This is a genomic window from Ectothiorhodospiraceae bacterium BW-2, from assembly GCA_008375315.1.
GTDB lineage: Bacteria > Pseudomonadota > Gammaproteobacteria > Thiohalomonadales > Thiohalomonadaceae > BW-2.
This window is the reverse complement of the sequence record CP032507.1, coordinates 2,613,770-2,635,939: the sequence shown is the minus strand read 5'-3', so window position 1 is coordinate 2,635,939 and position 22,170 is coordinate 2,613,770. Positions and strand designations below refer to the sequence as shown.

The window sequence follows — 22,170 nt, the reverse complement described above, 5'->3', positions numbered from 1 at the left end:
ACACGATGATACCAGAATAGGGACAATTTGACGAAAATCATCCACAAAAACCTCTTGCTAGCAGATAGTTCTCTCGCGAACGGCTACGAGAGGCCTCCGGTTTGCGGGTATAGACCCGTTTAAACTGCTGCCGACACTGGCGCAGATAGTCGTCACTCCCCTCGCCATGAAAAATCTTGACTACCATATCCCCCCCAGGTCGCAGCACCTCGGTCGCTAGTTGCAGCGTCAGTTCGGCGAGATAGAGAGCCCGTGGCTGATCCACCGCCTTTTGACCGCTGCTGTTAGGGGCCATATCTGACAAGACTAAATCGACCTCCCCTAGCGTAATATGTTGCAGTAGCTGTTGATAGGGCTCCGGTTCACGAAAATCGCCCTGAATCGCGACTACTTCGGGGATCGGTGCCATCTCTAGCAGATCGAGAGCGACCACTCGACCACTCCCCCCTAATCGATTCGCCACCACCTGCGACCACCCCCCGGGGGCGGCTCCTAAGTCGATAACACTCATCCCGCGACGAAGTAGCCGATCCCGCTCATCGATCTCTAGCAGTTTATAGCTAGCGCGAGAGCGATACCCCTGGTGTTGGGCTCGCTGTACAAAGGGATCGTCAAAGTGCTCTTTCAGCCACTGACGACTAGTTTTACTCCGTTTTGCCATTGTATTTTGGGGGGGTAACCGTTACAGTCGTCTCGTTATTAACCAAATGGATTGTTTGCACTATGTCGCTATCAAAATCGCAACTGCGTCATCTTCGTGGCCTCGGCCACGCCCTTAAACCCATAATGCAGACGGGGGCGAAGGGGCTCTCTGACGCGCTGCTGGCGGAGCTGGATCAAGCGCTAGAGCACCATGAGCTGCTGAAAATTAAACTCATGAGTGATGATCGTGATGAGCGAGAGCAGATGTTAACCACCCTCTGCCAACGCCTTAGCTGTGAGTCGGTGCAGTTCATTGGCAAGACCGCTCTGCTCTACCGCCGCGCCAAGGAACCGAAACTAACCGTACCAGCCTAACGCTCCGGCTACTCATAGCGAATCGCGATCACCTCGTACTCCCGCACGCCGCCGGGGGCCTTCACCTCGGCGACATCATCGACCTCTTTACCGAGTAGCGCCCGAGCAATGGGGGAGGAGATGGAGATTTTGTGCTCTTTAATATCGGCCTCATCATCCCCGACAATTTGGTAGGTCACTTCGCTATCGCTCTCGACCTCAAGTAGCTCTACCGTCGCCCCAAAGACGATTTTGCCGTTGGCCCTCAAACTGGTCGGATCGATAATTTGGGCGGTAGAGAGCTTCGCTTCAATCTCCTGAATGCGCCCCTCAATAAACCCCTGTTGCTCTCTAGCGGCGTGGTACTCGGCGTTCTCTTTCAGATCGCCGTGTTCACGCGCCTCGGCAATCGCTCGAATAACTCGCGGCCGCTGAACAGATTTTAGATCCTGTAGCTCTTCACGCAACTTCTCCGCCCCTTTCAGGGTCATCGGTACCTTATCCATTGACTAACTCCCTATGTAAAACCTGCAGACGGTTGACCTCATCGCCTCGTGCCGAGCGACTGCGCATCGCCTGTAACATCGCTAAAGCACCCGACAGTGTCGTGGTATAGGTCACCTTGTGCTGTAGCGCCTCTTTACGAATTTGGGCCGAGTCGGCTATCGCCTGTTTCTCTTCGGTTGTGTTAATAATAAATCGAATTTCATCGTTTTTAATCATATCGACAATATGGGGACGATCTTCGGTAACCTTATTGACTCGAACACATTTGATGCCGGCCACCTGAATCGCTCGGGCAGTCCCACGGGTCGCACAAATCGTAAATCCTAGCTCAGTGAGCTCTCTTGCCGCCTGTACCGCTAGGGTTTTATCGCTATCGCGCACGCTAATAAAGGCGCGGCCCGACGGCGGTAGCACTACCCCAGCGGCGAGCTGCGATTTGAAGTAGGCCTCGCCAAAGCTGCGGGCAACGCCCATCACCTCGCCGGTCGATTTCATCTCTGGCCCTAAAATCGGATCGACGCCGGGGAATTTGGCAAACGGAAATACCGACTCTTTCACCGAGTAGTATGCGGGTATCACCTCGCCATAAATTCCCTGCGCCTCCAAGGTCACGCCAACCATACAGCGGGCGGCAATTTTGGCCAGCGGCCGACCGGTCGCTTTAGAGACGAAAGGGACTGTGCGAGAGGCGCGGGGATTAACCTCCAGTACAAACACCTTTTCGCCTTGAATGGCAAACTGGGTATTCATTAATCCCACTACCTTCAGCTCGCGCGCCATCTCTGCCACCTGCCGCCGCAGCTCCTGTTGAATCGACTGACTTAAATCAAAGGGGGGTAGCGAGCAGGCCGAATCGCCCGAGTGGATCCCCGCCTGCTCAATATGCTCCATAATGCCGCCAATGACGACACTCCCTTCACTATCGCAGATCGCATCGACATCAACCTCAACCGCATCATCGAGAAAACGGTCTAGCAGCACCGGGCTCTCGTTAGAGACCTTGACCGCATCACGCATATAGGTGCGTAGCTCGGCCTCGTTGAAGACGATCTCCATCGCCCGACCGCCCAACACATAGGAGGGGCGAACGACTAAGGGGTAACCGATATCTTGTGCTAAACGGACGGCATCATCGGGGTTGCGTGCGGTTCGATTAGGGGGCTGATGGAGCTGTAATTTATCGATCATCTTCTGAAACCGCTCCCGATCTTCGGCCAGATCGATAGAATCGGGGCTGGTGCCGATAATCGGCGCCCCAGCCGCTTCGAGATCACGCGCTAGCTTCAAGGGTGTCTGACCGCCATACTGTACCACGACCCCCTTCGGCCGCTCCAGATCGACAATCTCCAGCACATCCTCCAGGGTTAACGGTTCGAAATAGAGTCTATCGGAGGTGTCATAGTCGGTCGAGACCGTCTCAGGGTTGCAGTTAACCATGATCGTCTCATAACCATCTTCACGCATCGCCATCGCCGCGTGGACACAGCAGTAGTCGAACTCAATCCCCTGACCGATACGGTTCGGCCCGCCGCCTAACACCATAATTTTGTCGCGTTGCGTCGGCTCGGCTTCGCACTCCTCCTCATAGGTAGAGTACATATAGGCCGTTGAGGTGGAAAACTCCGCCGCGCAGGTATCGACCCGTTTATAGACTGGCCGCACTCCGAACTGGTGACGAATCTTTCTCAGCTCCCCCTCACGCATTCCGAGTAGGTGCGCTAAGCGGCGATCTGAGAAGCCTTTGCGTTTTAGTCGGCGTAAAAAGGGCTCATCCAGAGCGCTAGCACCGATATCTCGTAGCTGCTGCTCTAGCTCGACTAGCTCTTCGATTTGAACTAAGAACCAGAGGTCGATTTTGGTTAAATTTTGCACCTCCTCCAGCGCAAAGCCGACCCGAAAGGCGTCGGCGATATATAAAATCCGCTCCGGAGTCGGTAGGCGCAGGTTGTGGCGTAGCTGCTCATCAAGGTGCTCATCACTTAAATCGACCAGCTCATTAAAGCCATCTAGGCCGGTCTCTAGCCCTCGCAGCGCCTTTTGTAGCGACTCCTGCTGGGTGCGTCCTATCGCCATCACCTCGCCGACCGATTTCATCTGCGTGGTTAGTATCGCCTCTGCTTGGGGGAACTTCTCAAAGGTAAAGCGGGGGATTTTAGTGACCACATAGTCGATAGCCGGCTCAAATGAGGCCGGCATCGCTCCTGCGGTAATCTCATTTTGCAGCTCATCGAGGGTATAGCCGACAGCTAGCTTCGCCGCCACTTTGGCAATCGGAAAACCGGTCGCTTTAGAGGCGAGCGCCGATGAGCGGGAGACGCGCGGATTCATCTCGATAATAATCATCCGCCCATCTTCAGGATTAATCGCAAACTGGACATTAGAGCCCCCCGTATCGACCCCGATCTCACGCAGCACCGCGATTGAGGCGTTGCGCATAATCTGATACTCCTTGTCGGTCAGGGTCTGCGCCGGTGCCACAGTAATCGAGTCGCCGGTGTGTACCCCCATCGGATCGATATTCTCAATTGAGCAGATAATGATGCAGTTATCTTTGCGATCCCGCACTACCTCCATCTCATACTCTTTCCAGCCGATAACCGACTCTTCGATTAACAGCTCACTCGTCGGTGAGAGATCGAGTCCGCGAGTGCATATTTCGATAAACTCCTCTTTATTGTAGGCGATGCCGCCACCGCTACCGCCCATGGTAAATGAGGGGCGAATAATCGCCGGAAAACCTATCTGCACCTGAACCTGCAGCGCCTCTTCCAGACTATGGGCAATCGCTGAGGCGGGCATATCGAGACCAATTTTGCTCATCGCCCGCCGAAATTGATCCCTATCTTCCGCCTTATCGATCGCCTCGCGCTTAGCACCAATCATCTCGACACTAAATTGATCCAGCACCCCTTCACGAGCCAGATCGAGAGCGCAGTTTAGCGCCGTCTGCCCCCCCATCGTCGGCAAGAGTGCGTTGGGGCGCTCCTGCTCGATAATTTTGGCCACTGTCCGCCAGTTAATCGGCTCAATGTAGGTCGCATCGGCCATCTCTGGGTCGGTCATAATCGTCGCTGGATTGGAGTTAACCAGCACCACCCGATACCCCTCCTCTCTTAGCGCTTTACACGCTTGCGCACCGGAGTAGTCAAATTCACACGCCTGACCGATTACGATCGGGCCGGCACCTATGATTAAAATCGATTCAATATCTGTTCTTTTTGGCATACTAGCGGCTCGATTCGATAAGCTCAATAAAGTGGTCAAACAGTGGTGCAACATCGTGGGGACCGGGACTCGCTTCGGGGTGGCCCTGAAAACTGAACGCTGGGCAGTCGGTGCGATGCACCCCCTGTAACGATCCATCGAACAGCGAACGATGGGTCGCCCGCAGATGTTCCGGTAGTGTCGCTTCATCCACCGCAAAACCGTGATTTTGTGAAGTAATCATCACCACACCACTATCGACATCCTGTACCGGATGGTTCGCGCCGTGGTGGCCAAACTTCATTTTGACCGTTTTAGCGCCACTCGCTAGCGACAGTAACTGGTGCCCTAGGCATATCCCAAAGAGCGGTACTCCAGAACGGGTCAACTCCCCAATCGCATCAATCGCATAGTCGCACGGTTCGGGGTCGCCCGGCCCATTGGAGAGAAACACCCCATCGGGCTTGAGCGCTAGTACCTCACTCGCGGGCGTCGTCGCCGGCACGACCGTTAAATAACAGCCGCGATCAACCAGCATGCGCATGATATTGCGTTTAATGCCAAAATCGTAGGCCACGACATGGTAGGGCAGCGTGTCGCGCTCACGCAACGGATGTCCTGCTGCCAAACGCCACCCCCCCTCCTGCCAAGTGTAGCGCTCAGCCGTGGTGACCTCTTTGGCCAGATCGAGCCCTTGCAGACTAGGACAGGCTCTCGCTGCCGCTACCGCAGCGTCACTATCGATCGACTCACCGGTGATAATCACCCCCCGTTGTGCCCCCTTTTGGCGTAAAATTCGGGTTAAACGACGGGTATCGATATCGGCAATCGCCACCACTCCACAGCGCTGAAGATACCCCTCCAGACTCTCCTTACCACGCCAGTTACTAAACAGCAGCGGCAGATCGCGAATCACCAGACCGGCACAGTGGACTGCCCCCGCCTCATCATCCTCGGGGTTCACGCCGACATTGCCGATATGGGGATAGGTTAAGGTTACGATCTGCCGCGCATAAGAGGGATCAGAGAGAATCTCCTGATATCCGGTCATCGCGGTATTAAACACCACCTCGCCTCTGGTCTCGCCTTGGGCTCCTATTGATTGTCCCCAAAAAAGCGTCCCCTCTTCAAGCGCCAACAGAGCCGATGGACCCAAAACTCACCTCCCGCAGTCAGACACAGAAAACGGACACCCGTTTTGGCCCGCTTTGCAAAAATATTAGTTACTCTACGCCCTGTACTCTGCCAGAGCGGGGCAATTCTACTGGATGGCGGCGCGAGTGTCCATTAGGGGCGTTGACTCTTAACATCCAATCGATAATTATCTGTTAATTGCTCTCCTCCCCCCCCTTGACCGCCCTCTCCACTGCCTATCGACAGGCAAATTTGCTAAAATGGCCGCCATTGGTGATCGCCAAACATTTAACCGACTGTTTTTTTAAGGAGAATATCTGCCGTGGAGCGTTTTATCGAATCGGCTCTCTACACGAGCCGCTGGCTACTAGCCCCCATCTATCTCGGTCTGAGTCTAACCTTGATCGCTCTGGCGCTCAAATTTTTTCAGGAGCTAATCTATATCTTTCCGGTACTCTTCTCGCTGCCTGAGGCGGATCTGCTACTTAAAGTACTCACCCTTATCGATTTAGCGCTGGTCGGTGGTCTGTTGGTGATGGTGATGTTTAGCGGTTATGAGAACTTCGTCTCCCGAATCGATATCAAAGAGGGTGAGGAGAAGCTCTCTTGGCTCGGTACGCTAGATGCCGGCTCATTAAAGCAGAAGGTGGCGGCCTCCATCGTGGCTATCTCCTCCATCCATCTGCTAAAGGCCTTTATGAACGCCAACCATATCCCCAACGATAAGCTGATGTGGTATGTGATTATCCATACAACCTTTGTCCTCTCAGCGATGGGCATGGCCTATGTTGACCGAATGAATAAAAATCATCCCCACTAAGCCCTGCTCTCGGCTGGGAAAAAGCGCCATGAAGGGTTGGTTTTCAGAACGATTCACGCTATATTTCGCCTATGATGTACCGCTATCCTCTAACTATCGCTCTATCACTACGACTGCCCTAAGGGGCAGAGAAGCTTCTGTGCCTAGGTGTGGCCACAAACACCGCTACCTTTTTGACTACCTACTGCCAACCCTATTTTTGGAGCCTCTAAATGAGCGATAAACTCTACATTTTTGATACCACCTTGCGCGATGGCGAACAGAGCCCTGGTGCCTCAATGACTAAAGACGAAAAGATTCGTATCGCCAAAGCACTCGAACGGATGCGGGTCGATATTATCGAAGCCGGCTTCCCTGTCGCTTCGGTAGGTGACTTTGAGTCGGTGCAAGCTGTTGCCCAACACATTACTGAATCGCGCGTCTGCGGCCTCGCCCGAGCACTAGAGAGGGATATCGATCGCGCCGGTGAGGCGTTAAAGGGGTGTAATGCCCCCCGCATCCATACTTTTATCGCCACCTCCCCCATCCACATGGAGCGCAAATTGCGTCTTAATCCTGATCAGGTGGTAGAGCAGGCGGTACGCGCCATTAAACACGCTAGACAATATACCGATGATGTCGAATTTTCGGCCGAAGATGCCGGCCGCTCCGATATCGACTTCCTCTGCCGTATCTTTGAGGCGGCTATTGAGGCCGGTGCCTCCACCCTCAATGTCCCCGATACGGTCGGCTACAATATGCCAGAGCAGTTTGGTTCGATGATTGCCCAACTGCGCCAGCGCATCCCTAACTCAGATAGAGCGATATTTTCAGTCCACTGCCACAACGATCTCGGTCTAGCGGTCGCTAACTCCCTCTCAGCGGTCATTCATGGCGCCCGACAGGTGGAGTGCACTATTAATGGTTTAGGCGAGCGAGCCGGTAACGCCTCCTTAGAGGAGATCGTGATGGCGGTGCGCACCCGCAAAGATCTCTTCCCTTGCCGTACCGATATCGATACACAGCATATCGTTCCGACCTCAAAGCTAGTCTCTAATATTACCGGCTTTGCCGTACAACCGAATAAGGCCATTGTCGGTATCAACGCCTTTGCCCATGAGTCGGGTATTCACCAAGATGGGGTGTTAAAACATCGCGAAACCTACGAAATTATGCGCGCTGAAGATGTCGGCTGGAGCGCTAACCGTATGGTATTAGGTAAACACTCGGGGCGAAATGCCTTCAAAAGCCGCATGGCCGAGTTAGGGGTGGTATTTGATTCAGAGGAGGCCTTAAACCACGCCTTTAGCCGCTTTAAAGATTTAGCCGATAAGAAGCACGATATTTTTGATGAAGATCTGCACGCCCTAGCGAGTGAGACCGCGACCGATAGCGCCACGCAAATTGAGCAGATTAAACTAGTATCGCTCCATGTCTGCTCCGAAACCGGTGAAAAACCACACGCTAAGCTCACCCTTAGCTGCGATGGCCGTGAGTGTCGCTGTGAGGCGGACGGCAGTGGCCCAGTCGATGCCGCTCTGAAAGCGATTGAGAGCGAAGTGCATAGCGATACCGAACTACAGCTCTACTCAGTCAACGCTATCACCAGCGGTACCGATTCACAAGGGGAGGTGACGATTCGCCTAGAGAAAGCAGGGCGGATTGTGAATGGCCAAGGGGCCGATACCGACATCGTTGTCGCCTCGGCCAAGGCCTATATTAATGCACTCAATAAGATTATCGCGCCACAAGATCGGGTTAAGGCACAGGGTGCCCCCCTCTAAAGCGCGTTATGGTTGACTCCCAGCGTTACGCCTACTTAAAGGCGCTGCAGATCCCAGTCTGGGTAGAGCGTAACGCAGCTAACACAGCGCCGATCAAGCCAGAACCAGAACCAGAACCACAGCGACAGAGGAGCCCTCCCCCCCCCCCTCTCCCCGCAACGACATGGGAGCAACTAGAGCAGCAGGTAAGCGGTTGTCAACGCTGTCAGGAGCTATCGCAACAGCGTACCCAAACGGTATTTGGCACAGGGAATCGTAGCAGCAAACTGCTAATTATCGGCGAGGCGCCCGGTGTGGATGAGGATAGGCAGGGGGAGCCCTTTGTCGGCAAGGCAGGGCAGCTCTTAAACGCGATGCTCTACGCTATCGGTTTTGAACGCAGCGAGATCTATATCGCCAACACCCTCAAATGTCGCCCTCCGGGCAACCGCAATCCAACCCCAGAGGAGCTACACCACTGTTACCCCTTTTTGCTACGCCAAATCGAACTCATAGCGCCGAAAGTGATTCTAGCCGTTGGCCGTTTTGCCGCCCACACCCTGCTTCAGACCGACGCCACCCTCGGCACATTACGGGGTCAACTCCATAGGCATCAAGCGAGCCAGACCCCAGTGATTGTCACCTACCACCCCGCCTATCTGCTCAGAGCTCCGCTAGAGAAGCGTAAAAGTTGGGATGATCTACAGCTACTAATGCGACACTACTGGTAATGGCTCTAAAGCCGCGACTTAAACCGACTCACCGCCGCTACGAGTTCTAAGTAGCGCTCTGGTGGAGAGTCGGGGTTATAGCGACACTGCTCATACGCCTCAACCACGGCACCAATATCTCCACTCAGAGCTGGCCAGCGCTGCTGAAGGCGAAGGGCGAAACGGGTAGGGGTTTCACCGGCTAAAGGGGTGATCCCATAACGCTGTGTCGCACGGGTTAATCGCTGCCACTGCCGCACAGCTGGGGCGATACGGCGACGACGCCACAGCAGCAGCAGCGCCATCCACCCGACGACCAGCGCCAGCAGCACCAGCGTCGTTAGCATCACTCGCTGCAGTGACCACGCTGCTAAGCCGAGCTGCTGCAACAACTCCCGCTGTCGCTGCTGATTAAACCCCACCACCCAACGGTTCCAACTATGGTTCACCAGATCGAAGCTATTACGCACCAGCCGCCAACCGCTGACCAACCAATCGATATCGACTGTTCGTGTAGGCTTCGGTTCGACGCTGTCAAAACGCATATTATCACCCTGATACTCGATCCGCTCCGATGGAATCACCGCCGTCGGATCGACTCGAATCCAGCCCGACTCCTCCAACCACACCTCAGCCCAAGCGTGGGCATCGGCCTGCCGTACCATTAAGTAGTTCCCCATCGGATTCAACTCTCCCCCCTGATATCCGGTCACGACTCGTGCCGGAATGTCGGCTAGCCGCATTAGGGTGACAAAGGCAGCGGCATAGTGTTCACAAAAGCCGTTTTGGGTCTCAAACAGAAATTGATCGATCCGATCCTCCGTCAGTGGCGTGGGGCGACGGCTATACCAAAACGGCTGCTCGCGAAAGTAGGTTAACGCCTGCTCCACCAGCGCCGCCTCAGTTAGCCCCTGCTGCTGCCACTGCGCTACCAGCTCTTGCGTGCGGGGGTGAGCCTCTTCTGGTAGCTGTAATCCAGCACGCCAAGCCCACTCGGGTAGCGCCAAATCACGATAGTCGGTCACCGCAGTGGCACGATAACGGACGGTTTTAGTTAACGGTTTTTGTAGCTGTAGCTGAAAATCACCCCGAATCTGTAGCGGCTGCTCCAGCTCAGGCAGTGTGGTCGGTCGATCTAGCAGCGGTAACCACTGCTGCTGGTGCGGCTGTAGCGTTAGGGTATAACTCACCGTCTGGCGCTGTGGCTGAAGCCTCGCCTCGCTATTGAGCGCCTGCTGTAGCAACCAACCATCGAGCTGCTGCCAACGAGAGCCATCACTCTGCCACAGCACCATTACCCGCCAGTAGAGTTCGGCGGCATTCACACGCTGCCCCGGCTCAAAATCGACCCGAAAGGCGATACTGTTATCATCCACCAGTTCGGTAATATTGCCTAACTCCATAAAGTCGCTTAAACCGGTTTGGGCCACCCCCCTATCATCGGGCAGGCTCCACAGCGGGGCATTCAAGCGCGGAAAGAGTAGAAACAGCAGCACCATGATCGGCAGCGCCTGTAGCAGTAGCTTAGCGGCACCTCGTCCATGAATTAGCAGATGTTCACGACTCGCCGCCGGATGGTTGAGCAGCAGTAGCGCCAGCGTGAGCGCAAACACGACTGCAAATAGATAGCCGCCGACCAACATCGACTGATCGAATAAAAACCCAACCACCACCAAAAAGTAGCTAATGGCGATAATCACAATCGCATCACGCAGCGAACGCAGCTCCATCAGCTTCAGCGACAACATAATAATCAGCAGTGCAGCCCCCGGCAGCCGCCCAATGAGCGAGTGAAACTGCTGTACGACCAAAACCACTGCCAGTAGCGTCAAGCCGATGCGCAGTAGCGGCGGTGGCAGCGGCCAGCCGCGATACTCCTTTAGCAACCGCCAAGCGATAATGGCGCCACTAAAGAGGGTAACCGCCCACGGCAGGCGCAGCGTATGGGGCAAAATCACCAAAATCAGCGCCAGTAGTAGCCCCATGCGACCCCAAAAGGGCAATGGAATCGCCGCCTCTGGTGCCATTTTTCGACGCATGAATTTAATCATGCCGGTGCAAGCGCCAAGGCAGTCAGACAGCGCTGCAGGTGGCGCTGACCACTATCGGGGGCAATCGCTTGATGCGGCAGCTCCAGACCATAACGATCCCCCCTCGCCTCAGCCTGCAAGCACCAGTCGCAGAGGCGCGACAGTCGCTCCTCAGTGCGATAGCTGCCCAAAAGCTGCCAACTCAATATCAGCTCCGACTGCCCGACACTCCCCCCATACTGGCGTGTCTGTACCGACTGCCCCTTAGCTAGCGCCTTCCAGTGGATATGGCGCAGCGAATCGCCCGGCTGGTAGCTGCGAATTTGGTAAAACTCATCGCTCCCCCGCTGGCGACTGATACCGCTACCACTCCCCGCCTGCTCAACCGGTTCAGGTAGCGGCCCCGCTGCCACCGGTTTAGGATAGACCACGACCTTTGCATTGAGCGCCAGCGGCGACCAGGCGCGAACCAACCCCAAGGGAAACAGCGTTCTGAGGGTAAAGCGCTGTAGTAACCACTCCCCTCGCTGCAAACAGGGCTGTTTTAGCTCCAACATAGTCGTCCCATGAGGGGCGATATCGATACCGCGCTCAATCCCCCCCTGCTCCCCCTCCAGCTCCAGCGCATACCGCGCTAGCGGCGCTAAGTTGTCGATTTGGATCGTAAAGCTAGCCAACTCACCGGCAAAGATCGCCTCATGCGTCGGGGCGGCGCTCACCGTCAACGCCACTAGATTGCGAAAGGTATGCAAAATCGCCATTAACCCCATCCCAAACAGCAAAAAAGTGAGCGCAAAGCCGAGACTGTTATTGTAGTTCATCGCCCCGATAAGCATCGCGAGCAGCGTTAGGGCAAAGATAATTCCGCTACGGCTAGGCAGAATAAAGATCCGCCGCATCGACAGCACTACCGGCGAGGGCTGCGGCCGCTCACGCAGCCTTAGTCGCTGCAAAAAGTCGCGCCAGCTCTGCAGCGGATGGAGCATGCTTTTAATCAGGGCAGCGGCACCTGCAGTAGCGGCTCCACCACCGAACCGACCCCCTCCTGCCGCTGCTGTAGCTGGAGTCGATGTGAGACAACGGCCGGCAAAACCGCCTGCACATCGTCGGGGCGAACAAAAGCTCGACCATCGAGCAGCGCCCAAGCGCGAGCGGCGTGCAACAGCGCCAATCCCGCTCTAGGGGAGAGCCCCATCCGATAGCGCTGCCCCTCACGACTAAAGCGCACTAGCGCTAGCACATAGTCGGCCAGCGCGTCGCTCACCTTCACCTCCCCCACCTGCTGCTGTAGCGTTAATAGATCCCGATGGCTCATCGCCTCCCCTAAGGTGGCCATTAACTGCCGCCGATCCTCGCCTAAGAGCAGCCCTAACTCCGCCTCACGATCAGGGTAACCGAGCGATAACACCATTAAAAAACGATCTAGTTGCGATTCGGGTAGTGGATAGGTGCCGAGCTGTTCGGTCGGGTTTTGGGTCGCGATCACAAAAAAGGGCTCCGGTAGCGGGTAGGTCTGCCCCTCAATAGAGACTTGCCGCTCCTCCATCGCCTCTAACAGCGCACTTTGACACTTCGGCGAGGCGCGATTAATCTCATCAGCTAGCACCACTTGGGTAAAGATTGGCCCCTGATGGAAACTAAAGCGCTCGCTCTGACGCTCATAGATCGATGCGCCTAAAATATCGGTCGGGAGTAGATCAGCGGTAAACTGAATGCGGTTAAACTCCAGCCCCATCACCTGCGCTAACGCGTGTGACAGGGTGGTTTTACCGACCCCTGGCAGATCTTCAATTAAAAGGTGTCCTCGCGCTAACAGACAGGTAATCGCCAGACGAATTTGTGCCGGCTTGCCTAAAATCAGGCGGTTTAGCTGTGCTGTAACCTGTTGCAGTTTCTGCTTCATCGCATCCTCTGTCGTGAGTTAAATTCAGTTTCGGGTTATACTTGCACACTATTGACGAAAAAGACAACCATTCGGTCACAAATATGCAAGGGCAATTAACAGGTCAGCCAATGGATCAACCACAGAACCCAGTGAACTGGGATACCTATCGTGCCGCCGTATGGCGTCGAGGCCGGGGGGGCTATCTCCATCCGGTTAGCCATATCGATCCGGTTCAGCTCGATCAACTCATCGGTATTGAGCGCCAAAAGAGGGCGCTAGTGGCCAATACCGAACGCTTTTTAGCCGCTAAACCGGCCAATAATGCGCTGTTGTGGGGTAGTCGCGGTAGCGGCAAGTCGTCGCTCATTAAAGCACTACTCAACCGCTACGCCCTGCGCGGGCTACGGCTGATTCAGTTCGAGCGCGACGATTTAATCCATCTGCCGCAGGTGGTCGATGAGATTCGCGATCTACGCCAGCGCTTTATCATCTTTTGTGATGATCTCTCCTTTGAGCAGGGGGAGCTCTCGTTTCGGGCACTCAAAAGTGTGCTGGAGGGGTCGATTGAGCTACCGGCCGACAACGTTCGCCTCTACGCCACCTCTAATCGCCGCCACTTACTCCCCGAATCGATGGCAGAGAATCTGGCCGCTGAGGTGGTCGGGGGCGAGCTCCACTTAGGCGATGCTACCGAGGAGAAGATCTCGCTCTCTGATCGTTTCGGATTGCAGCTCTCGTTCCATCCAAATAGCCAAGATCACTATCTGGCGCTCATAGATCACTACTTTAATGACTATCGAGGCGATCGCCACCTGCTCCATGCCGAGGCGCTGCGCTATGCGTTAGAACGAGGTAGCCGCAGCGGCCGCACTGCACAACAGTTTTTTAATAGCCGAGGAGAGTCATGATGGTTAGAAAGAGGGACACAGGGCAGCTACAGCCACTCCTATTTGGTGAAGTTCTACTCGACTGTTTTGAAGATGGGAGTCAGGTACTAGGGGGAGCGCCGTTTAATGTCGCGTGGCATCTGCACGCCTTTGGCATGTTACCGCTGTTTGTCAGTCGGGTTGGCAGTGATGATAACGGCACGCTGATTATTGAGGCGATGCAGGATTGGGGCATGGAGAGCCGCTATCTACAGCGCGATAATCGCTATCCGACCGGTCGAGTCGATGTCACTATCACTCGCAGCGAACCGAGTTATGAGATTGTCCATCCTGCGGCGTGGGACTTTATCGAACCGCCCCGACTGCCAGCTAACAGCTACACCCATACCCTGCTCTACCACGGCACGCTGGCGCTACGCAGTAACCGCTCGTTGCAGTCGCTGCTCTACCTGACCCACAAAGATCCCGTCTGCCGTTTTGTCGATATTAATGTACGCGAGCCGTGGTGGGATCAGAGTCTGGCCGAGACGCTACTGCACCACTCCGACTGGGTAAAGTTGAATGAAGATGAGTTAAAGCTGCTCAGTCCATTACGACACGCTAAACCGCTCCACGCTGCTAAAGCCTTTTTAGACTATTTTCAGCTTCAGGGGGTGATTGTCACCCTCGGTGCCGCTGGGGCGCAGGCACTAACGGCTCAGGGTGAGGAGGTAAGTGTCACCGCCACAGAGGTTGAGGTGATCGATGCTGTTGGCGCAGGCGATGCCTTTGCCTCGGTCGCCATTATGGGGTTGATAGAGAAGTGGCCGCTGGAGCTGACGCTCCAGCGGGGGCAGGAGTTTGCCTCACTGATTGTAGGACAGCAGGGAGCAACCATGGCTGATCGTCAAGCCTACCAAGCGCTACTACAGCGCTGGTCGGCTCAACCAGCTAAATAGAGGAAGAGGAGTAGCCGCGCTAGGCCATGAGATCGATAATCTGCCCTAACCCTCCACCGCTGGTCGGTACAACCCCTTGACCACTGCGCTCACCACCATTAGGTTGGCGTTCGTCAGCCGCGCTACGACGACTCTCATCTGACTGTAGCACCCGCTGCTGGTCTGCACGCCGATCTTGGCTTGCTAAGGTGTTGACCGCTTGTTGATTAACCACCTCTCCACCCGCACGGAAGGAGGCAAAATTGACGGATTGTAGTGCATCGATAGGCATTTGAGTTTACTCCCAGTGTCGTGTTTTATGCCGAAACATGGCTACCTCTGTAGCCGGTTACTCCCCCTCCTTATCCCCCCCTCTCAGCAGGAGAGAGTCGGAGTAGAGGAGTCTTCTGTTAATCTTTAGTATAGCCTATTTTGCTCCAAAAAAGGGGGGGGCTTAGTAATTATCGGTCAACTGTTGCGTTTTAACCCCCCAGCGGTAGGTGTACATTAGCTGCAAGTTGGTTTGGCTGTGGCTGGTGGTAACGCCATTCATTGAGTTAGTCTGCTCTACCTCGGGTGCAAAGGTGACCGCCGCATCAATTAGGCTGCTACTATTAAAGGCGTAACCGACACCCAGACTAAAGTGGTTCTCTACAATGGCTGGGAAGAGGGGATTCATGGTCTCATCGGGAATCGGGTTACTGGAGAGACTTATCCCGCCTCGTAGGGCTAGCTCCGGCTTGGGCTTATATTGAGCACCTAGCATAGTGACCACCTGATCATCCCAATCTTGTGGCATGATGACCTTAATGCTAGCACCACCAAAGCCGTTAGCCGGATCCATTGGGTTATCACTTTGCACCTGATTAGCGGTAAAGCCGACTCTAAAGGCGTCCATCACATCCTCCCACTGAATGATCTTAATATCACCAGTGAACATCCATTTTTCGTTGGCATGAAACGCAACCCCGAGTGCCATGCTGGCCGGCCACTGGAAATCTTCTACAGTGACCGTTCCTTTAACCGGCACGGTTTGATTCTCCATCGCCACCATTGCACCCGTCTCCGGGTTTGGCCCCATCATATCAACCCCCATGGTCATGGTGCCGCTACCGGTCATATCGCTTAGGGAGGATTTAGTGTGGTAAGAGGCACCAATACTCAGTTGATTAGAGATGCGGTAGGTCATCCCCAGTTTGGCGGCAAAACCATCGGCTGTGGCCTGACCGGTGTAGTCGTCACTATTGGAGAAGTCGAAGCGGGCGTAGTTAACATCGGTCATCATGCCTGCCATGGGGGAGCCCGATTGTGGATTTAAGGCCCCTTCGAGCCCATCCATCATAGTTCCGGTAACTAGGCCAGTGCGAGCACCTGTCTGCGGATTGTAGGCCATATTTTGAAAGGTTTGACCATCCATATCCATCTGTAGATCCATGCCGACCCACATATAGTCGAGCGAGGCGGCGATATTAAGACGGTTATTGACCTGATAGCCAATGGGTAAAATAGCGCGACCCACACCTAACTCAGAACGAATCGGCTGACCACTTAACATAGTTTGTCCCGCTGTATCGGGTCCCATAGGCCCATCCGCATCCATATCCATGCCGCCGGCAAACAGATCGGTCGGTAAAGTTGCAACGCCATATTCAGTCCCCATCCCCCCCTGAGGAATAACGCCAACGCCCATTAAGAGACCATTCGACTGTTTACGGGCATAGCCAAAGGCGGGCATAAGGTAGCGATCACCGCTTGAAGCCGTTTCAAAAGTCATCCCACCCATCTCGGCTTTAGAGCTCACATCGGGTTGCAACGCACTGAGCGCAAACTGAATTTTGTTCCCCTCCTCTGCCCCCATCCCCATAGTCGCAGGATTATTCATCATCCCGCCGAGGCCATTATTATAGGCCTGTGCCGTCCCCCCTAAGCCGGCCGAAATGGGACCAAACGCCTCCATCGACATCCCGTTAGTGGCATAGCTAGAAGATGATGCTAAAGTCAGCGCGACAGCAACGGCAATTTTATTCTGTTTCATTGAATCTCCTCGTTAACATTTATCTGTCCTATTGACCGGTTTGACTTTGAAACCGGCATTTATAAAAAATTATAATATAATGATTGACTTATATTAAATAAGTCAATCTGCGAGTCGCATGATGCCCTAGATGAGGGTGAATTGACAAGAGGAAATTGAAGCAGGGAACCGAAATAGTCTATTAGCTAATAAAAAAAAGGCACCCGTAGGTGCCTTTTTAACAATCGATTAGAGAGTCGATTTAGAACTTGGTGTCAGCAAAAACAGCAAATCCGGTAAATTCGACATCACCATCAAATTGAGCCACATCGAAAGTCAGCGAGGACTTCTTGGTCAACGCTTTATTTAGGCTAGCGGTATAGACCTGAATACCGTCAACATCATCATCATGAGAGACCATAGCCAGACCGCCGGTTAGGGTCATGGTTGGCGTTATTCCAAAACTAGGTACCAAAGCGAAGATACTAGAGTCTTTGGTTGTCAGACGACCTAAGCCTTCGAAGATAGTACCATCATGAGCACCGGTGAAGGGCAGAGGCAGCATATCGTCATCAGTCTGGAATCCATCCATAGACATAGCATACATCGCGGTCAGATCAGCAGGACCAACTTTACCGATAGCAGCCAGCATCAGAGCGGTCTGATCGTCAGCACCGACTTTTTTAGCCTCCTTCATTGCAGCTTCCGCCGCTAGTGTCCAACCACCTACACCGATTGTTGTGAAGGCATCGAACTCCATGTAGCTATCTTCTTCCCCTGCTACCGCACCATTATCGGTGTACATATCAAGGCGAGCCCCATGCTTACCATCAAAAGTTCCAGAGAGAACCACTTTGAAAGTATCATCATCGCTCGCATCGGCATCAACGCTACCGGTATCCTCTTCGATCATGACATAGTGCAGACTCAGTTTAATTGGGCCGATATCTTTGAGGATAGAGGCACCATGAGCACCCTTGTCATAGAGGTAGAGCTTATGACCCCAGTTACGATCCCAGTCACCCGCTTTCAGCTTAAACATGTCATCGACATTTAGCTGTAGATAAGCGTAATCGACATAGAACGAATCGTTGGTGCTCTTACCAGGACCACCATCCTTCGCCTTGTCACCATGGTAGTCACGCATACGGATACGAGCAGCAGCCATAGCGTTTTTGCCATCAGTCGCGGTGAATTTAACCCGTACACGGCTCTGCCACTCGTCGGTAGTCGTGTCAGCAGTCGTGTTGTCATTATATAGATAGAACATCTGCGCATCAGCGCCGACATCGACCTTAGGGCCGCCGCCATGTGAACCGGCCTGAACCGCGAAAGGAACCGCCAATACGCCAGCAACTGCTGCAGCAATCAGATTTTTTTTCATATCTTCCAGTCTCCTAGAATTGAGAATCAAACTTAAAGGTGAAAATTTTCAATCGTCAATTAATTAATTAATTGCGGTCATCGTTACAACCAGTGCAACTTTAGACCAAACGCCCAACGAGTTGCAACACTTTTTTTTCCTTTTTTTTAACCTCGATTCTAGGTAATCAACATAATAATATGAATTTAAACATAATTAGTAAATTCTAATATTCTTAACGGCGGCGATTAATGGTTGATCTCCATCAACTTTAGCGCCAATGGCTGACACGATGGCCACTATCAGCTAGCTCTGTCCTCTGCCCAAACTCTGGTCTGGCCATAATAGCATGAATTTTAGAGGCATAGTTCGGGTCAGTTGCATAACCTGCCTGTTGCAGTTCTGTGACATAGGCCGCGGCATCGGGTGCCGCCTTTAGCGCTTCACTATAACGGGGGTTACGCTGAATAAAGTCGGCATAGTCGGCGAAGCTCTCCTCGTAGCTGCCGTAGGCTCGAAACGGTGAGCGTACCGGTGCCGCAACCCCTTGATCAAACTCCAGCGACGCCTTCACCACGCTCTCCCCCTGCCAGCGCGAGTCGGCTTTGATGTTAAATAGATTAAAACTGCTGTTACCGTCGGCTCGACGAATCACCGCCCGCCCCCAGCCGGTCTCTAGTGCGGCTTGGGCAACCAGTGCCTTCGGCTCTACCCCTAGTTCGGAAGCGACCCGCCGCGCTAGTGGCAGCATCGCCTCGATAAACTCGGCTGGCGAGTCAAATCGCTGTGGCAGAGCGGTTAATGTTAATGGCGAGAGCGGTTCGGGGGGCTCCTCCTCTGAGGCGATCGCTGGCCGTTCACTAAGCGACGCTTTTGGCTCGGCATCGGCAGCCATCACGGTCGCGAGCGGGGGCTGAAAACTCCCCAGACTGCTATCTCGCTCCGGTGCGGCTAACTGTCGCTCAGGAGGGGTATAGCCGGGTCGGTTCTGTACCATCTGCTGATAGATCATCTCGGCTAACCCCAATCCATGCCCTTTAGTAGAGAGATCGCTCGCTAGCTGCTTATCGTGCAGATCAAGATAGGTCTGACTCGCATCGCTATCGAACAGCCCCTCTTTCGGGGTCGCCTCACGCATACTCTTTAGCATCATCTGCATAAATAGCGACTCAAACTGCTTCGCCACGGTACGCATGGTGGACTCATCGTAGTTTTCGGCCCCTTTGCGCAGGGCACCTACCCCTTGAATATCGGTATAGTTCTGCGCTCTCGCTGTCGTGACTGAATCGACCATCTCACTGCTCTCCAATACTATTAAATCACGATTAGTTCGGCTCGTAGCGCTCCGGCCTCTTTGAGCGCCTCTAAAATCGCCATCAGATCGCCAGGTGCCGCCCCGACCTGATTAACCGCCCGCACGATGTCGTTTAAATCGACCCCCGGCTGAAAGTTAAACATCCGCTTCGGGCCGGTGTTGATATTGATCTCGGTATCCTGCTCTAAGGCATTACCGGCAATCCCAGGAACCACCTCTTGGTTCTCTTTAATCGTTACGGTCATGCTGCCGTGGGTAATCGCCGCCGGCATGACTCTGACATTTTTGCTGATAATGACAGTACCGGTACGAGAGTTGACGATTACTTTAGCGCTCGCCTCAGCCGGTTCGATGCTCATATTCTCTAGCAGCGAGATAAAGGAGACTCGCTGCGTCGGATCAACCGGGGCACTAATCCGAATCGATGAGGCATCAATCGGTACCGCTGTCCCCGCCCCTAGCATACCGTTAATGGTCTCAACTAGGGTATTGGCGGTGGTGAAGTCGGGATTGCGTAGGTTATAGGTGATATGTTTACCCTGATTGAAGCTCGTCGGCACCGCCCGCTCGACGGTCGCGCCATTCGGCACTCGACCGACGCTCTGGTGGTTAACGGAGATACGCGACCCATCCGCCCCCTCCGCGCCAAAGCCGCTCACGACCAGATTCCCCTGCGCCACGGCGTAAATGTTGCCATCAACCCCTTTAAGCGGGGTCATTAACAGGGTACCACCACGCAGACTATCCGCCTTGCCAATCGAGGAGACAGTCACATCAATGGTCTGCCCAGGTTTGGTAAAGGGGCGCAGCGTGGCGTTAACCATGACGGCGGCGACATTATCGGTATCGGGATTGACCCCCGCCGGTAGCTCCATTCCGAGTTGGGAGATGATACTGCGCAGACTCTCCCGCGCAACAGTCCCCTTATCACCGCTGCCATCGAGCCCGACAACGAGGCCATATCCGAGTAGCTGGTTATCACGAACGCCGGCGATGGTAGCCAGATCTTTTAGCCGTCCGGCCTCTAGCGTGGTCATTGGCAGCAGTAGTAGCAACAGGATGGGGATCGCTCTCATGGCACTAACCTCTCTAAATATAGAATAGATAAGACAGAATGGATGGATGGATGGATGGATGAAGCATTAAAACGGCCACATCGGGCTGTTAAAGAAGCGGCTAAGCCAGCCCGCCTTGCCAGCATTGGCCACCACGCCATTACCACCGACGATAATTTCGGCGTTGGCGATTTTATAGGAGGCCACGCTGTTATTGGTATCGATATCGCTCGGTCGTACCACTCCAGAGAGACGAACAAACTCATCGCCCTGATTAAGCCGCATCACCTTTTCACCCCGAACCATTAAGTTGCCGTTAGCCAGTACATTGACCACAGTGACGGTAATATTGCCGCTTAGGCTGTTAGTTTGGGTTGAAGAGCCGGTGCCGCTAAAGCCACTGCTCCCCTCTAGCTGATTGTTGAGCAGCGCCCCATCGAGTAGCGTGGAGGCTTTCATATCGACCGAACCGCTTTTAGCAGTGGCGGTATTGGTCGATTTACTAGCGTTAAGACTCTCTTGCAGCCGAATCGTCAACAGATCACCGATCTGGTGCGCCTTGGTGTTATTTTGAAATATCCCATTACCCTCGTCACTAAAGATGGCGCCGTTAATCGCCACCGGCTGCTGCTTAGTCACCGGATAGACGGGGGTAAATTCGGGATCGTGCACCGGTCGCTCCGGTGCGCTACTACAGCCGGCAGCGGCTAACGCGAGCAGCAGTAGCGAAGTTTTCAGGTAAGGGCTCATGGTTCGGCTCCTTTAGTTAATTAGAGATTCTGGTTCAGATACTGTAACATCTGATCAGCGGTCGAGATCGACTTAGAGTTCATCTCATAGGCCCGCTGGGTCTCAATCATATCGACCAGCTCAGTCACCACATTGACATTAGAGGCCTCTAGCGCCCCCCCTTGAATCGTGCCGACCCCATTCTGCCCCCCAGCAGCCACGACAGGAGCGCCACTGGCGATCGTCTCGTTAAACAGATTCTCACCTACCGGTTGTAAACCGACTGGATTAATAAAATCGGCTAGCTGAATATTGCCCGCAGTCTCCTGAGTCCCATCTCGCAGCGTATATTGCACCGCCCCATCGGCAGAGACCGAAATCTTCTGCGCGGTTTGTGGAATATTGATCGCCGGCTCCAGCGGATAGCCGTTAGCCGTCACAATCTGTCCCTCCTGATTGAGAGAGAAGGAGCCATTACGGGTATAGCCGATCGTCCCATCGGGCTGTAGAATCTGAAAAAAACCACGGCCATTAATCGCCATATCGAGTGCATTATCGGTCGGATTGATATTGCCCTGCATGTGCTCTTTGGTGGTCGAGACCACCTGCACCCCAGTTCCACGCATTAAGCCGCTCGGAAAGGTGGTGGTGGCGCTCGACTGCGCCCCTGGCTGGCGAATATTTTGGTAGAGCAGATCTTCAAAGTTAGCTCGATCGCGTTTAAAACCGGTGGTACTCACATTGGCCAAGTTATTGGAGACCACCCCTAATTTGGTACTTTGGGCGCTTACGCCCGTTTTTGCTATCCAGAGTGCCGGATTCATCGTTTACCCTCCGTAACCGTTCAAAAAATTGACTCTCC

At 54.1% G+C, this 22,170-nt stretch carries 20 protein-coding genes; 6 read left to right on the top strand and 14 right to left on the bottom strand.

Translation table 11 applies throughout. The features are described 5' to 3' along the window. Positions 1 to 37 precede the first annotated feature (37 nt). On the bottom strand, positions 38 to 661 hold the full coding sequence (gene rlmE, locus D5085_12660; protein ID QEP43896.1) for a 23S rRNA (uridine(2552)-2'-O)-methyltransferase RlmE: 624 nt from the start codon (positions 659 to 661) through the stop codon (positions 38 to 40). 62 nt (positions 662 to 723) lie between these two features. On the opposite strand from rlmE, the gene D5085_12655 reads away from it, so the two are divergent. Beyond that, complete coding sequence (locus tag D5085_12655; protein ID QEP43895.1) at positions 724 to 1,017, top strand: YhbY family RNA-binding protein; 294 nt, start codon at positions 724 to 726, stop codon at positions 1,015 to 1,017. Between the two features lie 8 nt (positions 1,018 to 1,025). Here D5085_12655 and greA read toward each other — a convergent pair whose 3' ends face one another. From greA to D5085_12640, 3 genes are read right to left on the bottom strand one after another with little or no spacing between them, the layout of a single operon-like run. After that, positions 1,026 to 1,502 (bottom strand): transcription elongation factor GreA, encoded by a 477-nt coding sequence (greA, locus tag D5085_12650; GenBank protein ID QEP43894.1) that lies wholly within the window; start codon positions 1,500 to 1,502, stop codon positions 1,026 to 1,028. Beyond that, positions 1,495 to 4,728, bottom strand: a complete 3,234-nt coding sequence (locus D5085_12645; protein ID QEP43893.1) for a carbamoyl-phosphate synthase large subunit — start codon at positions 4,726 to 4,728, stop codon at positions 1,495 to 1,497. The genes greA and D5085_12645 overlap by 8 nt, the downstream gene beginning before the upstream one ends. A gap of 1 nt (position 4,729) precedes the next feature. Then, positions 4,730 to 5,863, bottom strand: a complete 1,134-nt coding sequence (locus tag D5085_12640) for a carbamoyl-phosphate synthase small subunit (protein QEP43892.1) — start codon at positions 5,861 to 5,863, stop codon at positions 4,730 to 4,732. A 300-nt stretch (positions 5,864 to 6,163) separates the two neighbouring features. Between D5085_12640 and D5085_12635 the strand changes: the two genes are divergently transcribed. The 3 genes from D5085_12635 (at position 6,164) to D5085_12625 (ending at position 9,134) form a co-directional block, all read left to right on the top strand. After that, the gene (locus tag D5085_12635; protein ID QEP43891.1) at positions 6,164 to 6,661 is read left to right on the top strand and encodes a TIGR00645 family protein; all 498 of its coding nucleotides are present in this window, start codon (positions 6,164 to 6,166) and stop codon (positions 6,659 to 6,661) included. 212 nt (positions 6,662 to 6,873) lie between these two features. Next, complete coding sequence (locus D5085_12630) at positions 6,874 to 8,424, top strand: 2-isopropylmalate synthase (protein ID QEP43890.1); 1,551 nt, start codon at positions 6,874 to 6,876, stop codon at positions 8,422 to 8,424. Between the two features lie 8 nt (positions 8,425 to 8,432). Continuing rightward, on the top strand, positions 8,433 to 9,134 hold the full coding sequence (locus D5085_12625) for a uracil-DNA glycosylase (protein QEP43889.1): 702 nt from the start codon (positions 8,433 to 8,435) through the stop codon (positions 9,132 to 9,134). A gap of 5 nt (positions 9,135 to 9,139) precedes the next feature. On the opposite strand, the gene D5085_12620 is transcribed toward D5085_12625, so the two are convergent. From D5085_12620 to D5085_12610, 3 genes are read right to left on the bottom strand one after another with little or no spacing between them, the layout of a single operon-like run. Continuing rightward, positions 9,140 to 11,164 (bottom strand): DUF3488 domain-containing protein, encoded by a 2,025-nt coding sequence (locus tag D5085_12620; GenBank protein QEP43888.1) that lies wholly within the window; start codon positions 11,162 to 11,164, stop codon positions 9,140 to 9,142. After that, on the bottom strand, positions 11,161 to 12,129 hold the full coding sequence (locus D5085_12615; protein ID QEP43887.1) for a DUF58 domain-containing protein: 969 nt from the start codon (positions 12,127 to 12,129) through the stop codon (positions 11,161 to 11,163). Before D5085_12615 ends, D5085_12620 begins: the two co-directional genes overlap by 4 nt. Before the next feature lie 8 nt (positions 12,130 to 12,137). After that, complete coding sequence (locus D5085_12610; protein ID QEP43886.1) at positions 12,138 to 13,046, bottom strand: MoxR family ATPase; 909 nt, start codon at positions 13,044 to 13,046, stop codon at positions 12,138 to 12,140. A 110-nt stretch (positions 13,047 to 13,156) separates the two neighbouring features. Here D5085_12610 and D5085_12605 point away from each other — a divergent pair, with 110 nt between their 5' ends. After that, on the top strand, positions 13,157 to 13,936 hold the full coding sequence (locus D5085_12605; GenBank protein ID QEP43885.1) for an ATP-binding protein: 780 nt from the start codon (positions 13,157 to 13,159) through the stop codon (positions 13,934 to 13,936). Then, complete coding sequence (locus tag D5085_12600; protein QEP43884.1) at positions 13,936 to 14,853, top strand: carbohydrate kinase; 918 nt, start codon at positions 13,936 to 13,938, stop codon at positions 14,851 to 14,853. Before D5085_12605 ends, D5085_12600 begins: the two co-directional genes overlap by 1 nt. A 19-nt stretch (positions 14,854 to 14,872) precedes the next feature. Here the strand turns inward: D5085_12600 and D5085_12595 are convergent, their stop codons facing one another. From D5085_12595 to flgG, 7 genes are all read right to left on the bottom strand, one after another. Beyond that, the gene (locus D5085_12595) at positions 14,873 to 15,124 is read right to left on the bottom strand and encodes a hypothetical protein (protein ID QEP43883.1); all 252 of its coding nucleotides are present in this window, start codon (positions 15,122 to 15,124) and stop codon (positions 14,873 to 14,875) included. Positions 15,125 to 15,286: 162 nt separating this feature from the next. Continuing rightward, on the bottom strand, positions 15,287 to 16,867 hold the full coding sequence (locus tag D5085_12590) for an aromatic hydrocarbon degradation protein (protein ID QEP43882.1): 1,581 nt from the start codon (positions 16,865 to 16,867) through the stop codon (positions 15,287 to 15,289). Positions 16,868 to 17,108: 241 nt separating this feature from the next. Continuing rightward, positions 17,109 to 18,230 carry a hypothetical protein gene (locus D5085_12585; protein QEP43881.1) on the bottom strand — a complete coding sequence of 374 codons (1,122 nt, stop codon included), beginning with the start codon at positions 18,228 to 18,230 and terminating at the stop codon, positions 17,109 to 17,111. A 250-nt stretch (positions 18,231 to 18,480) separates the two neighbouring features. Beyond that, on the bottom strand, positions 18,481 to 19,503 hold the full coding sequence (gene flgJ / locus D5085_12580; GenBank protein ID QEP43880.1) for a flagellar assembly peptidoglycan hydrolase FlgJ: 1,023 nt from the start codon (positions 19,501 to 19,503) through the stop codon (positions 18,481 to 18,483). A gap of 20 nt (positions 19,504 to 19,523) precedes the next feature. After that, the gene (locus tag D5085_12575) at positions 19,524 to 20,600 is read right to left on the bottom strand and encodes a flagellar basal body P-ring protein FlgI (protein QEP43879.1); all 1,077 of its coding nucleotides are present in this window, start codon (positions 20,598 to 20,600) and stop codon (positions 19,524 to 19,526) included. A gap of 66 nt (positions 20,601 to 20,666) precedes the next feature. After that, positions 20,667 to 21,329 (bottom strand): hypothetical protein, encoded by a 663-nt coding sequence (locus D5085_12570; protein QEP43878.1) that lies wholly within the window; start codon positions 21,327 to 21,329, stop codon positions 20,667 to 20,669. A 20-nt stretch (positions 21,330 to 21,349) separates the two neighbouring features. Beyond that, positions 21,350 to 22,132 carry a flagellar basal-body rod protein FlgG gene (flgG, locus tag D5085_12565; GenBank protein ID QEP43877.1) on the bottom strand — a complete coding sequence of 261 codons (783 nt, stop codon included), beginning with the start codon at positions 22,130 to 22,132 and terminating at the stop codon, positions 21,350 to 21,352. Between the last annotated feature and the right edge of the window lie 38 nt (positions 22,133 to 22,170).